At 37.9% G+C, this 15,945-nt stretch carries 14 protein-coding genes; 4 read left to right on the top strand and 10 right to left on the bottom strand.

Going from position 1 to position 15,945, the window contains the following annotated elements; translation table 11 throughout:
- Nucleotides 1-85: 85 nt before the first annotated feature.
- From guaD to RUH74_RS20495, 8 genes are all read right to left on the bottom strand, one after another.
- Nucleotides 86-1,456, bottom strand: coding sequence for a guanine deaminase (gene guaD, locus RUH74_RS20460; protein WP_313803433.1), 1,371 nt, complete (start codon nt 1,454-1,456; stop codon nt 86-88).
- A gap of 152 nt (nt 1,457-1,608) precedes the next feature.
- Complete coding sequence (locus RUH74_RS20465) at nt 1,609-2,700, bottom strand: GerAB/ArcD/ProY family transporter (protein WP_313803435.1); 1,092 nt, start codon at nt 2,698-2,700, stop codon at nt 1,609-1,611.
- Between the two features lie 25 nt (nt 2,701-2,725).
- Entirely contained in the window at nt 2,726-3,820 is a 1,095-nt protein-coding gene (locus RUH74_RS20470) for a GerAB/ArcD/ProY family transporter (RefSeq protein WP_313803436.1), read from the bottom strand.
- Nucleotides 3,821-3,862: 42 nt separating this feature from the next.
- Nucleotides 3,863-4,087: a hypothetical protein gene (locus RUH74_RS20475; protein ID WP_313803438.1), complete on the bottom strand. Its 225-nt coding sequence runs from the start codon at nt 4,085-4,087 to the stop codon at nt 3,863-3,865.
- Nucleotides 4,084-5,262: a Ger(x)C family spore germination protein gene (locus tag RUH74_RS20480; RefSeq protein ID WP_313803440.1), complete on the bottom strand. Its 1,179-nt coding sequence runs from the start codon at nt 5,260-5,262 to the stop codon at nt 4,084-4,086. The genes RUH74_RS20475 and RUH74_RS20480 overlap by 4 nt, the downstream gene beginning before the upstream one ends.
- 32 nt (nt 5,263-5,294) lie before the next feature.
- Entirely contained in the window at nt 5,295-6,866 is a 1,572-nt protein-coding gene (locus RUH74_RS20485) for a spore germination protein (RefSeq protein ID WP_396230120.1), read from the bottom strand.
- 178 nt (nt 6,867-7,044) lie between these two features.
- Nucleotides 7,045-7,830 (bottom strand): ABC transporter ATP-binding protein, encoded by a 786-nt coding sequence (locus RUH74_RS20490; RefSeq protein ID WP_313803442.1) that lies wholly within the window; start codon nt 7,828-7,830, stop codon nt 7,045-7,047.
- A 146-nt stretch (nt 7,831-7,976) separates the two neighbouring features.
- Entirely contained in the window at nt 7,977-8,972 is a 996-nt protein-coding gene (locus RUH74_RS20495) for an ABC transporter substrate-binding protein (RefSeq protein WP_313803444.1), read from the bottom strand.
- Nucleotides 8,973-9,122: 150 nt separating this feature from the next.
- Between RUH74_RS20495 and RUH74_RS20500 the strand changes: the two genes are divergently transcribed.
- From RUH74_RS20500 to RUH74_RS20510, 3 genes are all read left to right on the top strand, one after another.
- Complete coding sequence (locus tag RUH74_RS20500; protein WP_313803446.1) at nt 9,123-10,169, top strand: FecCD family ABC transporter permease; 1,047 nt, start codon at nt 9,123-9,125, stop codon at nt 10,167-10,169.
- Nucleotides 10,169-11,188: a FecCD family ABC transporter permease gene (locus tag RUH74_RS20505; protein WP_313803448.1), complete on the top strand. Its 1,020-nt coding sequence runs from the start codon at nt 10,169-10,171 to the stop codon at nt 11,186-11,188. The genes RUH74_RS20500 and RUH74_RS20505 overlap by 1 nt, the downstream gene beginning before the upstream one ends.
- 212 nt (nt 11,189-11,400) lie before the next feature.
- Nucleotides 11,401-12,024, top strand: coding sequence for a nuclease-related domain-containing protein (locus RUH74_RS20510; protein ID WP_313803450.1), 624 nt, complete (start codon nt 11,401-11,403; stop codon nt 12,022-12,024).
- A gap of 265 nt (nt 12,025-12,289) precedes the next feature.
- On the opposite strand, the gene RUH74_RS20515 is transcribed toward RUH74_RS20510, so the two are convergent.
- Both RUH74_RS20515 and RUH74_RS20520 read right to left on the bottom strand, forming a co-directional pair.
- Nucleotides 12,290-14,404, bottom strand: coding sequence for an MMPL family transporter (locus RUH74_RS20515; protein ID WP_313803452.1), 2,115 nt, complete (start codon nt 14,402-14,404; stop codon nt 12,290-12,292).
- Between the two features lie 112 nt (nt 14,405-14,516).
- Nucleotides 14,517-15,092 (bottom strand): TetR/AcrR family transcriptional regulator, encoded by a 576-nt coding sequence (locus RUH74_RS20520; protein ID WP_313803454.1) that lies wholly within the window; start codon nt 15,090-15,092, stop codon nt 14,517-14,519.
- 253 nt (nt 15,093-15,345) lie between these two features.
- Between RUH74_RS20520 and RUH74_RS20525 the strand changes: the two genes are divergently transcribed.
- The gene (locus RUH74_RS20525; protein ID WP_313803456.1) at nt 15,346-15,936 is read left to right on the top strand and encodes a TetR/AcrR family transcriptional regulator; all 591 of its coding nucleotides are present in this window, start codon (nt 15,346-15,348) and stop codon (nt 15,934-15,936) included.
- The last annotated feature ends 9 nt before the right edge of the window (nt 15,937-15,945 follow it).

The following is a 15,945-nucleotide window of genomic DNA, read 5'->3' on the forward strand; positions in this document are numbered from 1 at the left end:
TTGAAATTACTTCTGCAGACGGCGGAGGACATGGGGGACATTAAAAAATATCAATAGGCGCATTCTTAGGGAATGCGCCTTTCATTCATAATGCACGTGAATAAACTTTCTCTCCTTGAACCCAGACCTCACGAATGTTTTCAGGCCGGGCAAGGTACATAATTTTTTGAAAAATATCATATAAATCATCTTTATCGTTATGGATAGGAAGTTTTGCAGATGCGAGAGCTGTATCGATTATTTGTACATCCCATGCATAGGTTTCTGCTAAGCGGCCAATTGGCAAGCTTAAGCTCTCTCCGCCGCCGACAGTAGCAAAGTAGAAGGCTTCATTCATAGTGATTCGTGAATTTCGCACACCGCGTTTTTCAGCAGGCAGGGATGGATTCACCCCATCATCAAGCATTCTGGATGATAGGACTGCTTGTCTTGCATTATCGAAAAGACTTGGTGAAAAGCCTCCAGAAATATCCGAACCTAATCCAATTTCCACACCCTTTGCATGTAAATGGGCGACGGGCAGAACGCTATTGGCAAAATAGGCATTTGAGATTGGGCAATGACTTACAGCAGTTCCTGTTTTCGCAAATAAATCTGCATCATCGTCATGTAAAAAATTACAATGTGCCATGACAGACTTATCACGTAATAGGCCAAAATCATGCAACGCAAATGCGTCATTTTTATCGAAACGATCTTGAACATATGTATGTGCCCAATCGCTTTCACTGCAGTGAGATTGGATGTATGTATCATGTTTTGCAGCTAATGCGCCTAGTCCCTTTAAAGCTTCATCCGTACAGCTGGGAATAAATCGAGGGGTAACTACAGGGTATACTCCTTGTTTCACTGACTTTGCTAAGTCTTTAACAGCTAGAATAAATTCTTCTGTATCTGCTAATGCTGTCTGAGCATCAGCGTCACGATAATAATCTGGGTTTTGTTCGGGATCATCCATAACTACTTTTCCAACCAAACCACGCTGTCCCTTTTTAGCACAAATGTTTGCCAGCAGCAAACTGGCTTCTTTATGAACGGTTGCAAAATAAAGGGCGGTAGTTGTTCCATTTGCCAGGAGGGTAGCCACTACTTCTTCGTAAATATCTTTTGCGAAATCTATATCCGAAAATTTCGCCTCAAGCGGAAAGGTATACGTGTTTAACCAATCATAGAGAGGAAGATCTAAAGCTGTTCCAGATTGGGCCCATTGTGGTGCATGAACATGCAAATCGACAAATCCTGGTAAGAAATATTGACCGTCAGCTAAGCGATGAAATTTATCTGTATCCCGATAGGTATCTAGCAGAGTTTGATAATCATCCTCTTCAGGTCCAACAACCTTTTCAATCATACCATTCGCATTAATACAGAATAAATGATCCCTTAAAATTTCGACCTCTTTTGGTGAGCTGCTAGAAAAAGCAGTTCCATGAAAAACTTGCGTATATGAAATCATAGTTATCCTCTTCCTTTACTAAACGTATATTCATCGTAAAATGCGAGTCCTTAAGCAAAAACCGCCACCTTGAATAAGCTAGTTAAAGGATGCTTGCACCCAAACTTTTGAAAAAGAATGGCAGCTTTTACCCTAAAAGTATAACCTCTTAATTATTGAATTTCTAGGCTCTTTGACTTCTTCCTTAAAACAGCCACCATTAATATAAAAAATGGAATGAAAGTTTGCATGATTGGAAATAAGAGCGGGAAAACAGCTATATCTATATGATTGTTTACCATTAAATTCGGCACTCCCCAAAAACTCACCTCTACTATTAAAATGCCAATCGGCCAAACAATCGGTTTATAATCAGATAATTTTAGCCATTGAGCGGTTGTGAAAATTGTAGCATTGTAGAAAACAGTAATTTTGATAAAAGTTCCTAATATCCATATTGCAATGATAATAGGATCGATACTTTCTATGAAATCACCCAAGTTTACTAATTGAGTGGCTGATAAAAAAGGATAAATATAAAATTCAGTATTTTGATTTAGAATAAACAAAACAGTAATATTTATTAAGATAAAAGTGACTAAAATTAAAAGAACCGTAATGATTCCCCATTTCATCCCCTTTGAATCTGATATGGAGGGGAGGAGAAACACCATTAGGAATAGCTCGCCAAACCATATTTGAGGGATAATCGCCCCTTTCAAAGAGGGAAGGAGTCCGTTCTCTACTATCGGAAAAATATTTGAAGGTTCAAGCTGGGGAAGTAATAAGAAAATAATAATAAATACGGAGAAGATAAAAATTGGAAAAACTAATTGAGAAACTCTTCCAATCACTTCTATCCCAGCAATGACTGTAAATGCTGATAGTAACAGCATGGTAATTATAATGACATGAACAGGTGTTTTTATAAAGAAAACCTTGATAAATTCAGCATAGGTTCTAGTAATTTGTCCGGATGCAATAAGAAAAAAGGTGAAATATAGAAAACCGAGAAGTTTTGTAGCAAGTGTGCCAATTGTCTGCTCGCATATTTGAAAAAATGATTGCCGAGGGAATCGTTTCGATAATTGCATCACAATGATCACCGTAATAAAGCCAATGATTGAAGCCCAAATAGGAGATATCCACAAATCTTTCTTTGCATATTTCGCAGTGATTGAAGGTACTGTAAGGATAGCTGTTGCAATAATTGTCAAATACATCATCATCCCCATTTGCATGGAGGAAATTCTTCCTTTATCCATTATCCTCACTCCTTTCATCGAAAAATTATATCTTTACTGCTTTTACTTTTTTTTTGATACTAGAAATACCTAATAAGAGTAATGGAATGCAAGTCTGCATGACTATGCCAAGAAACGGAGAGACGGTTTCATCGTGATGATTGATAACTATTAAATTTGGTAAAGACCAGAAGCTTAATTGTACGATTAGAATGCCGAGCGGCCATACGAAAGGCTTGTAGTCAGTCAGATTTAGCCATTGTCCGATCCCTAATGCAGTCACATAATAAAAAACCGTTATTTTTACAAACGACCCCAAAATCCATAGAGCAATTATTATGGGATCCAAATTTTCGATGAAATCACCTATGTTAACAAATAGAGTAGCTTTTAAAAAGGGGTAAAGGGTACCGGCTGTGTTTTGTCCCAAAATAAAAAGAACAATTAAATTTGCTATTATAAAGGTGAATAGCACCATAAATATCGTAATCAATCCCCATTTCTTTCCTTTATTTTGATCTGATAAAAATGGAAGAAGAAATATCAATAAGAAAAATTCCCCAAACCAGATTTGAGGGATAATGGCTCCTTTTAATGAAGGGAGAATTCCGTCTTCCATAATAGGCAATAGATTACCTAAATGTAGTTTAGGAATTAATAAAATAATAATGATAAAAATAGAAAAAATAAAAATAGGAAAAAATATCTGGGATACTCTTCCAATTACTTCTAATCCACCAATGACGGTGAAAGCGGCAAGAACGGTCATTGAAATGATAATGATACTTATTGGGGTTTGCGGTAAATATACCGTTAATATAAAATCTGCGTAGCTTCTAACGATTTGCCCTGTCACATAAGCTAAAAAGCATACATAAATAAATCCTAATAGCTTCCCTATATATACCCCTGCTGTTCGTTCACATATTTGAAAAAAGGATTGCTGTGGATAGTTTTTTGATAACCTCATAACAATAAATAAGGTCATAAATCCAACAAGTGAGGCCCAGATAGGAGAAAGCCATAAATCTTGTTTGGCATACTTGGCAGTGATTCCGGGAACTGTTAAAATCGCAGTGGACATTATTGTCAAATACATGATCATCCCCATTTGCAAAGAGGAAATTTTTCCTTTCTCCATTCCTAAACCTCCAATCACTAAGAAATCCAATACATATAAAATTTATAGACTTTCCATAAATTTGCCGAATGGTCTAAATATATTTTCAAGCAATGTCACTGGCCCTGGTAAGTTGGGAAGATCAAAAAGAGAAAGAGTGCCAGCTAGCAGAAGTAAAATAAAAAACGTGAATTGATCTTTTTTAGGATAGGTTTTTATTTTTTTCCACTCATATAAAATAATGGCTCCAATAATTACCATGACACAAAAGAATATTCCCCATTTCACTCATGTTTCACCTCGTTCTTAGGCAGCCCGCTTGGAGTACTTGTATACCCAGGTCTGCGAATATAGGCTTCGACATCCACACTTACTTCTATCTTGGGAAATATCTCATTCCAACGGTTTTTCACCTTTTTCCATTCCTTTGGGTAGTGGTGATGATATTCTGTCGCAAAATTAATAATGTCAAGATTAAATTCTTTCTGAAGCGGATCTAATGCCGCTTCAATCCGATGTTTAATATTTTTCTCAAAATCAATTTCTACCTTCTTAATTGTCTCCGGATCCATTAAATCTAGCTTGGTTTCATTTTGAATCACATCGCCTTCTGCACGCACTTTCACGCTCATTTTCCATGCACCTTTTGTTATCTTAGGCTTTAGTTTGACATGAGATTGTACGGGACCAACTGATATCTCTTCCTTTTCATTCCCAGTTTTAAAAGAAATGGTGCTATCTTTTAGCATATTTTTTATCCACATGATTCCTCGTGTTTCATATTCACCTATCGTGCCGATCATTTTATCTTTCGAAAATAATGCGGAACCTGATATATAAGGGATCGATTCAAATTCCATTTTCCCTTTATTGGGAGGGTATATATTTATAAGGGGAATCACGGCGTTTTGGGCATCACTTGTCAACATTAAATCTAGATCCTTCATTGTTACAGGAAGCCCTATATTGAAATCTAAAAGTTCTTTAAGTACTTCACCAGAATAGCGTTCTAAAGGGGGCAGTAACTGAAGAACTTTTTCAGTGTCAGCTTTACTAACAAACATAAATGCTCTGCCGCGCGGCTCAGGATGGCGAACTAAGAAATCGAACTGCTGACGAATTCCGTTTTCGGCGAGTCCCATACCAAAGATGAAAACTTTGCATTGCCCCCAAAAGATTGTTCGAGGCAGTACCATTTGAAGCTTCGAAACAGCATCTGCTAAATTAATGCCAATTCCTTTCCGAATTAATGTTAGATCTCCTCCGCCTGTTCCCATGCCGCCTCCGCCACTAAGTGCCCGAGGAATAAACACTTGTGCGGTAACTTTAATCTGTTTATCCTCTGTTAGGTCTATAGCTGTTGCTGTTATGATAGCGATATCATTGACTTCAACGCGATCCCAGCAACCGCTGAGCATAAAAATACTTAGAAAATAAGAAAGAGATAGGAAAAAGCGCTTCATTCTATATTTTCTCCTTTGCGAATAAAATTAGGCTAATCTCCTCCTTTAGTAGGGTCAGGTTTTAAACCAGGAGATTGACGATACTTGTTAAAGTCACCTGTTAAATGAGGACGAGTTTTAAGCTTCCACCATGGGGCTCTTACCATTGTATCTTTCAGTTCCGAACCTTTTAATGGAGCTAAAGGACTTAAATAGGGAACACCAAAAGAACGAATGGTTGATAAATGAACAATTATGGCAATAATCCCCATCATAACTCCGAGTAGACCTAGTGCCCCAGCCAAAAAAATAATGGGGAAGCGCAGGATTCGAAATCCGATGCCCATCGCATATCGTGGAATCATGAATGAGGCAATCCCAGTAATAGCTACCACTATAACCATAGGCGCTGATACAAGTCCCGCTTGGACAGCGGCTTGTCCAATAACCAAAGCACCTACAATACTGACTGCAGCACCAACCTGCTTTGGCAATCGTATCCCTGCTTCTCTTAACGCTTCAAAGGTAACCTCCATCATTAGGGCTTCTACAAGAGCAGGGAAGGGAACAGCTTCTCTTGAAGCAGCTACACTGAGCAGGAGAGCAGTAGGGACCATTTCATGGTGAAAAGTTAGAATAGCTACATAAAGAGATGGCAGCAGCACTGATATAATTAGGAATAAATAACGTAGCCAGCGAACCGCTGAACTGATTGGGAAGCGCTGGTAATAATCTTCGTGTGATTGCAATAACGAAAAGAATGTTGTTGGAGCAATAATTACAAATGGAGTCCCGTCAACTAAGATGGCAACCCTGCCTTCCAGCAAATTGGAACAGACAACGTCAGGACGTTCGGTAGTTAAAACTTGCGGGAAGGGGGAGTAAGGATTGTCTTCTATTAATTCTTCGATATAGCCACTCTCTAAAATGCCATCAATCTTAATTCGTTCTAAGCGATTATGCACTTCTTCAATAAGAGTATGATTGGCAAGCCCCTCTATATAAGAAATAACAACCTTAGTTTTTGTGTGCTGACCAATAAATAATTCTTGCATCTTGAGAGAAGGAGTTTTAATAATCCGCCGTAATTGAGAGGTGCTTACGTTAATTGTTTCCGTAAATCCTTCCCTTGGTCCTTTAATACCTACTTCGGCAGTTGGCTCTCCAATTGCTCGCTTTTCCCATTTAGCTAGGCAGAAGGAATAACTACTATTTAATCCGTCACATACCAGCAAAGGGTTTCCTGTTGATATTGAATTAATGCATTCAGACTGGGTAGTTAGCTTTTTTAAATTGGTAACAGGAATTTTATTTTCGAGTAAATTCATTAATTTACTTGAATCTTCAATATTTGCGTTCATTAGCGGATTAAGAATTTGCTCATCCGCTTCTTCTACATTTGCCAGCCCATCGAAGTATATAAGATAAGCTTGAATCATTCCTCCTATTAAAAATGGCCGGAAAACCACATCTGAGCAATTGGCATATATAGAACGGAAATATTCGATATTTTCATCGATGTTATTTGCCAATATAACTTGGTCGTCTGAAGGGTGTGTTTGAAGATCTGTTTGTGCCTGATTATTTTCTTTTTTTCTTAGCAGTTTCTTTACACGACGTACCAACCATTTTTCCTCCTAAAAAATAATCCCTTTTAATGACAGGTTTTCTTAGTTATCCCATAAAGTTATAAAAGTTATGCACGTGATTAAATGGAGGAAGAGACGTTAGGTGGAGAGGAATAAGGGCGTTTGACGCCAATAAAAAAACTGCAGAGAGATCTGCAGTTTTTAAACATATTTCCTATTTTATTAAATCATACGTTATGCATATCGGTTTTCCTGTTCTCGGATCACGGCTGATTTCTGCATCAATGTGAAATACTTTTTGCAATATATCCTTCTGCATAACCTCTTCACTTGTTCCGGCTTTAATAAGATTGCCATCCTTTAGGGCGATCATGTTATGGGAAAAACGGGCTGCATGGTTTAAATCATGTAAAACCATAATGATTGTTCGATTTTGTGTTTCGTTTAAGCCTTTAAGCAACTCGAGTACTTCTAATTGGTGTGCCATGTCAAGATAGGTGGTAGGCTCATCCAAGAAGATAATCTCTGTTTCCTGTGCTAGTGCCATAGCAATCCATACTCGCTGTCTCTGACCGCCTGAAAGCGAGTCTACTGTCCGAAATTTGAAATCAAATGTGTTTGTTACTTGTAAAGCCCAATCAATGATTTCATAATCGGCAGGCGATAATTTGCCGAAGCCTTTTTGATAGGGAAATCTGCCATATGAAACGAGCTCTCCGACAGTTAAACCGGCTGCACTGTCTTGGGTTTGCGGCAAAATAGCCATCTTTCGTGCCAGTTTTTTTGTGTTTTCCTTTGCAATGGATTGACCGTCTAATAAAATACTTCCTTTAGAGTGGGGGATAATACGAGTCATTGCCTTTAGCAAAGTGGATTTTCCACAGCCATTTGGGCCAATAATGGTTGTAATTTCATTGCTATTAAACTGTATATTCATTTGGTTAACAATGATGTTTTCTTGATAACCAACAGATAAGTCTTCCGTTAATAGACGATTCATGTTAAAGCCTTCCTTCATGAATTCTGTTGTTGATTGTTCAGTCTTATTTAGTTTCATCTTATACTAGTTGATAATGAGAATCAATCATAAATAGAATTGCAAAATAAGGGCTATCACATAGTGAGTATGTAATAGCCCTTTATTGATTATTTTACGATGCTTTTTAAAATGTTGTCGATCATTTGTCCATTGGCAATTGCGCCAGTATATAACCAGCTTTCGTCTGGAGAAAATTCAAAGACATTCCCAGCTTTAACAGCAGGAACACTCTTCCATAAAGCCTCGCTTAAAGAAGGCGATCCGCTTGCTGTATCACTATTAATAAGAAATAGATAGTCAGCATCAAGTTCAACTAATTTTTCTAATGAGATTGCATTCCAGTTGCTATCTCCACTAGATGAAATTTCTTTAACCACTTCTGGTACCTTTAATCCTAAATCCTCATACATGACTGCACCGCTTGATAAGTTTTCACTAACGACGAAGAACTTACCTCCTACTAGCCAAATAGCTGCAACAGAAGGATTACCGACTTTGTCTTCAATCTCTTTCTTTGCTTCTGCAGCTTTTGCTTCGTAGTTTTCTAATACTTTCTTTGCTTCATCTTCCTTGTCAAAAACTTCACCTACTCGGAGAAGTTCATCGCGCCAGTCATTGTTTACCTCCGTACCGATTACATATGTAGGGGCAATTTTGCTATATTGTTCATATTTTCCCCCTTCAACCATACTGGAAGAGTCCATAATAATTAAGTCAGGCGAAAACTTCTGAACTGCTTCAAATGGAAGGTCGTGAGGGATTGTTGGGATATCCTTTAACTCACCTTGCAAATAGCCTTGGATGCTTGCTCCGTCATTTACACTCCATTGTGCAACGGGCTTGATTCCTAATGCAACGAGGTTATCTTCAAGATAGGAAGCAATAACTCTCTTTGGGTTAGCTGGAATAACCACTTTATGACCCATTGCATCTGTTAATGTTCGTTCAGCTGCAGCCTCTTTATTTGTAGCTTGCTGCTCCGTTTTATTTTGAGAGGATTGCTCCGTGTTCTTGTCTGCATTGCCGCAAGCTGCAAGTGATAATGCAACAAGTCCAACGCCCATTAACTGGATGAATTTCTTTTTACTTAGTATATTACTCATTGGAATCCTCCTAAAGTTATGTTAAAATACAGTTGTTAATTTTTAATTGATAACGATTATCGATTTCAATTAAAATATAAAACCATTAACTTGTCAATAATATATTAAAATTAAATGTGGACAATATTTGAAGGAAGAAGTTTACTTATTATGAGTCAAAGAGAAAAAAAGCATTCTGAAGTAGTTGAAAATAGAATACATAGTAATCGATTAGTTGGATCACTTGTCATATTGGGTGGTTCGATCTTGCTGTTATTTTCTATCATCGCATCCATCCATTTTGGAGCAGCAGATCTTAGCTATCAAACTGTTTGGAAAGCGTTGTTTCATTTTGACAGTGAAAACTCCTCACATGTCATAATACGAGAATTACGGCTTCCTCGTGCGATTGCCGCCGTAATCGTTGGTGCCGGGCTGGCAGCTTCGGGTGCAATTATGCAGGGAATGACAAGAAACCCGCTTGCTGACCCCTCAATCATGGGGGTTACATCAGGATCCTCTTTTCTGATTGCCATTGCCTTTGCTTTTGTGCCAGCGATATCTTATTCTGGTTTAATTGCGTTTTCATTTATTGGAGCGGGGCTGGGAGCAGCTTTGGTATTTGGGATCTCTTCTTTATCTAAAGGGGGAATAACGCCTGTAAAGCTTGCGCTTGCAGGATCAGCTATCGCCTCTTTGCTTAGTGCTTTATCAACAGCTATAGGGATTAAATACAATGTGTCTAAGGATATTAGTTATTGGTATGCAGGTGGGGTATCTGGTGTACAAATGCAGCAATTAATGTACGTGATTCCTTTTGTGGCAGGCGGATTAATCCTGGCATTACTCATCTCTCGTTCGATCTCGATTTTAAGCTTAGGTGAGGAGATTGCGAAAGGGTTAGGACAGAATACACGCCTCATTAAATTATTAGGAACGATTGTTGTGTTATTTTTAACGGGAGCAGCTGTTTCAATTGCTGGAATGATTGGATTTGTTGGTCTAGTTATCCCGCATATTACTCGTTTTTTAGTTGGGATGGATTATCGATGGATTATTCCGTGCTCGGCTATCCTTGGGGGAATCTTATTAGTTGTTGCCGATATTGTCGGACGGATGGTAAATGCTCCTTTTGAAACACCCGTCGGTGCGGTAACTGCGTTAATTGGTGTACCGTTCTTCCTTTACTTAGCTCGTAAAGAAGGGAGAGGTCTATAATGCATTTATCGAAAAATCAGCATACATTTAAACTCCTTATGATTGTAACAATCATTTTACTAGTCATTGTTTTTCTTCTAAGTATAAATGCTGGCTATATTAGAATTCCTTTGGCAGAGGTTTTATCGACATTAATTGGACAAGGTACTCCCAATAATGAACTGACGATAGTTGACTTCCGCCTGCCAAGAATGATTATAGCCCTTCTAGTCGGAATGGGAATTGCTGTTTCAGGCGCGATTCTTCAAGGTGTTTCACAAAATCCGCTTGCAGATCCAGGCATTCTTGGCATCAATTCTGGTGCAGGGTTTGCTGTTGTTGTATATATGTTTTTCTTTCAAGGAACGGCATTCTTTACAGGGGTGCTATCAATCTTTATCATGCCGCTGACTGCTTTAGCCGGAGCGTTTATCGCAGCCTTATTGATTTACTTGCTTTCCTGGAAAAATGGAACAGTGACGCCTGTTCGATTACTATTAATTGGGATTGGAATAAATGCTGCCTTTGGTGCAGGACTGATCATTTTTCAAATGAAAATGGATTCGATTGATTTTATGAAAGCCATTATATGGATCTCAGGAACGATTTGGGGAACAAATTGGACATATGTATGGGCACTTCTCCCTTGGCTGCTTATTCTAATTCCGTTTGCAGTGTATAAAGCCCGATTTTTAGATGTCTTGCGCCTGGGTGATTCTGTCGCTATAGGGGTTGGCGTTCGGATAGAAAAGGAAAGAGTGATTCTGCTTCTTGTCGCTGTCGCCTTAGCAGGTGCAAGTGTATCCGTTGGAGGCGGTATTACTTTTTTAGGGCTAATCGCCCCGCATATAGCTAGACGTCTCATTGGTGCACGACATGCAAAGATTATCCCGCTTACTGCTGCAATTGGTGCTTTATTGCTGCTCTCAGCCGATACGCTGGGCAGAGTCGTAATGGCACCAATGGAACTGCCGGTCGGCTTAGTTGTATCAATTTTAGGTGCACCCTATTTCATTTATTTATTAGTAAAAAGCGTGTAGGACGTTCAGAAAGGGAGCTTTCTGAACGTTTTTATGCAGTTTTGTCGAAAAATCGATATTTCGGAAATATCGCAGATATACTTACTGATTTCGTAGATAAAATGAATTTTTCGTAGATATCATCTATTTTAAATGGAAATTTTAGAAGGGAGAGGAGGTATTGAGCTAAGAATGGCGAACTCCATATTTGAAGACAGATTAGGAGTGATAAAATGAATGTTAAACCCCGCAAAACCTCCCTTTCTATTCGAAAACTGGAAGCGCTGATACGCAGACTTCCTCCTTATCATCCGAAACTCCCCTTTATTTCTGAGGAACTTAGTAAAAAAATGGCAGGTTACAAAGGAGAATGCTCTCTTGATTTTTATTTAGAATTTCTTGATCCCAAGCAATACTTTATATTTCATGATATCCGTTTAAAGGATGACTCCCGCTTTTTTCAAACCGATACACTAATAATGACTAGGAGTGATTTAATAATAATAGAAGTAAAGAATATAGCAGGCACTATTTACTTTGACCCTTTATTCAATCAGTTAATTCGAATAAAAGAAGGAAAGGAAATGGCTTTTCCTAACCCTCTTATACAAGTAAAACGTCATGAATCACAGTTGAAAAAATGGTTCAGAAATAATGGATTAAGAGAAATGCCAATCCACTCTTTCATTGTGATTAGCAATCCGCAGACTGTCATTCGTACGACTCCGGACAACAGTCTGATCAGTCAAAAAGTTATCCATCGCGAAGCTATCCCCTCTAAAATCATTCAGTTCGAAAATTCTCTTCATCCATCCACTTTTTCCGAAAAAGAATTAAAAAAGGCAATACGCATTTAAAAAAAACAGCACACAGAATTAGATTCCTCCATTATGGATAAATACAATATAAGCAAGGATGAACTAAGCAAGGGAGTCTTTTGCAAAAATTGAATCAGCAGCGACTGCTACTAGAATTCTTCATTCAATGAATATCTCCTATTCGGGGATGAATAAGGGGAGAGTGTACCAGCTGAACCTTTTTGAAGAATAAAAAAACAGCACCTCCAATTGTTAGGTCTGTCTAACAATTGAGGTTATTCAGCATGGTTCATCGGCTCAGCAATTAATTAGCTGTCTCTTTTTTGCTATCTTTATCTTTCTCAAACAAAATAATTAGTCCAGGCAATAAAACCCCTCTGATTAGGAATGTATCTAGTAGAATACCGACAGCAACAATAAATCCGAACACAAATAACAATTGAATAGGCTGAGTCATGAGAACTGCGAAAGTTGCAGCAAGGATAATACCCGCTGAGGATATGACCCCTCCCGTATTAGCAACGGCAATTTCTACGGCTTCTTTGACGGAATGCTTCCTTCGTTCCTCTTGGAATCTTGAAATTAAAATAATATTGTAGTCAATGCCAAGTGCAATTAAGAAAACAAAGGCATATAGTGGAACACGGTTACTTATCGTATCGATATCAAAGATTAGATTGGTTAAGAACATCCCTAATCCTAAGGCAGCAAGGAAGGAAACAAGAATTGTCCCCATCATATATATGGGCATTTTAATTGACTTTGTTAATACGATGAGCATAATAAAAATTAATATTGTTTCTAGTAAGACAATTAAAAGAACATCTTTATTATTAACAGATCGATCATCTACTTTCGTTGCTGTTTCTCCTGCAAAATAGAGTTCTCCTGTAAGGCTGCTGTCCGCAACAATCTGATCTGCATTCGCTATCATTGCTGCCAATGCATCCATTGTTTCAGCTGCATATGGACTTTCTTCAAAGGTAAGGCTGTAATTTATTGCCTGATTATCTTCGGTTCTTCCATTTATTCGAACATTGCTGACAAGCGGCTGACCCGAAAGGACGGCTTTTAAAGCATCTTGCTGCTCAGCACGAACCTCATCTTTTGCTTCGAATAATACGGTTGTCGGAGCCAAATCTCCTTTTTCAAACTTTTCCTCTAAAATTTCATAGCCCATCCTTGAAGGCATATCTTCAGGGAAAGACTTCATTGTATCGAATTCATATTTTAGGTTAAACATATTGCTAGCAGATAAAAGGAGAAAGGCCCCAATAACTACAACGGATAATCCAGGTTTTCTTCCAACAAAACGTCCGATTTTACTCCAGATAGAATTTGTTTTTACTTTTGCATCCCCCACTCGTGGAATTTTCGGCCAGAAGGACTTTCTTCCGAATAATGTAAACAGTGCAGGGACAAGGGTAATGGATGCTACCATGATAATTGCCATTGTTGTGGCAAAGGTCGGAGCAAAGTTACGATAATCTCCCAATCCAGCAAAGAATAATACGAGCATAGCGGCTAATACCGTTCCACCAGAGAAGAAAACAGGCATCCCCGTTTCTCTCATCGCTGCTTTCATCGAACTGAATTTATCTTCATGCTCCTTCAGCTCTTCACGATAGCGGGAGAAGACAAAGAGTGAATAATCAATCACCGCAGCAAATAAAAGAATCGATGCAATGGAAATCGTTTGGTTACTAATATCTAATCCTGCTTTCCCCATTAAGCCAAGTGTTTGCATGACAATTTCATAAACAAAGACAGCGGCAAGGAGCGGAATTAAGGCTAATAATGGTGAACGATAGATGACGATCAATAGGATAAGAATCAATCCTACTGTTGATAAAATGAGGACAACATCTGCTCTAGAAAATAAATCAAGCGAGTCTGTGGCAATTCCTGCTGGTCCTGTCACGTATAAGGTTAAATTTGATGATTCCTTCACGAGTTTTTGAATAGGTTTTATTGACTCCCTCATTTCTTTCGTCTCCAAGGAAGAGTCGAAGGTTAAAGGAATTAAAGCAGTTGTCTTATCCTCTGAGAAAAATCCAGCGGCAGCTTGGGGAGGCAATGAAGATAAAGGAATCACTTGCTCGACACCATCAATATTTTCATTCCCAATTTTGTCTAAGAGCTCAGCCAGCTGTGTAAGTTCCACTTCTCCTTCATTGGATTGAAAGACAAGAATAGCTGGCGTGCCATCATTGTCTTTAAAGTATTTATCTACCTTGGTTTGCGCAATAACGGATGGAGCATCTTCAGGTAGGGAAGCAACCCTTGAAACTTCATATTCCTTTACGCTTGGGGCAAAAGCAGCTAATAAGATTGTGGCAACGAACCAAATAGATAAAGTGATCCACATTCCCTTTTTTGTCGATACACGGTCTGTAATAGCTTGCAAAATTGTTTTCATATGTTTACTCCTTTCATAGATTAATGAAGGTAACACTTGTGTCACTTTGAAGAAAAATAAAAATTACATGATTATCACTGTCATTATCTTTTAAAAGTGACACAAGTGTCAATTAATTATTTGTGAACATTCCGTGACCGATAATTTCTTTAATAGATGCAACCCATTCGGAATGTGGAATCCCGAAATGATTAGGAATCGCAATCGTTTGAAAAATAAATCCGAGAATTAATTCATTGGCAATATGTGCTTTTAATTTCTTCTCTTCCTTGCCTAGCTTAATAAAACTCTGCAAGTGTTTATACATATCCAAATGGAGCTTATCTAAATGAGCCTTATTTTCTCTAACCTTGTCATTCACATTTTTAGGTATTTGCACAGCGATTTTTATTAGCTGCTGAACTTCAGGCATGGCAAATATTAGGTTCATGAGAAAATCAAACTGTGCGTCAAATCCTTCACAGTGCTCAATTTTTTGTAAATCGGTAAAAAATTGATTCAACTCATCAATCATATAGTCAGTTATTAATTCTTCTTTATTTTCGTAGTACTTATACAATGCGCCTCTAGAAACGTTCAAACGATCAGCAAGTAAACTAAAAGTAAATCCTTCATAGCCATGTATAAGGAGAAGCTCTTTTGCTGCTGAAAATAACTCATTCATTGAAAACTTTCGTTCCCGTGCCATCTGCTCACCTCCATACTTATTATAGTGAAAAAAAAGGGAGAAACAATATTCAATTATTATTTTATCGAGGCAATTGGTGTGGAGTACGAGAGAGGATCAACAATTGGAAGAAATCTGTAAAAGTGAGTATATCAACGGGGATGAGCTCCTCTTTTTTTCAGTAAATGACAAAAAAATTGACTAAGTATGAGTAAATATAAGATAATAATACTCATTAATAATATAAAATCTATACAGCATGGAGATGTCATTAATGGGACAAAGAGGGAGAAAAAAAGGATCGAATGGCGAACAGAGCAGAGCACTTCTCTTAACTATCGCTGCAAATGAGTTTGCAAAATATGGCTATCATGATACGAAGGTTAGTTCTATTGTCAAACGCGCCGGTTTGACTCAGCCAACCTTCTATTTATATTTTCAAAATAAAGAGGCGATTTTTCAGGAATTAGTAGAATTATTTAGAGAGAATTTATTCAGCCTCACAAGTAAAAGCCGTCTGGAACCAGGAATTGAATTAAACTCTTTATCCGAGCGAATTGCATACGGTTTAGCTGGAATATTTACCTTCTTTAAAGAAAATCCTGATTTAACGAAAATCGGTTTCTTTGAATCTGCTATTGCTGAAGAGGTTAAAAGAGAGCTTGCCATACAAATCGAAGAAAATCTTACTTCTGAAGTTCAAAATGGCTACTTTAGTCCGGATGTTGATATGTGTATTTTTGCTGAAAGTCTTGTTGGAATCATTGAACGTCTAACTCTCACTAAATTATTCGCTGGTTTAAAGGAACCAGACAAGCTTGCAATAGAAATTGTTGAAATTTTACTGAATGGGGTAAAAAGATAAAATTTCTGA

The sequence above is a fragment of the Cytobacillus sp. genome (assembly GCF_032154635.1).
Taxonomy (GTDB): Bacteria; Bacillota; Bacilli; order Bacillales; family Cytobacillaceae; genus Cytobacillus.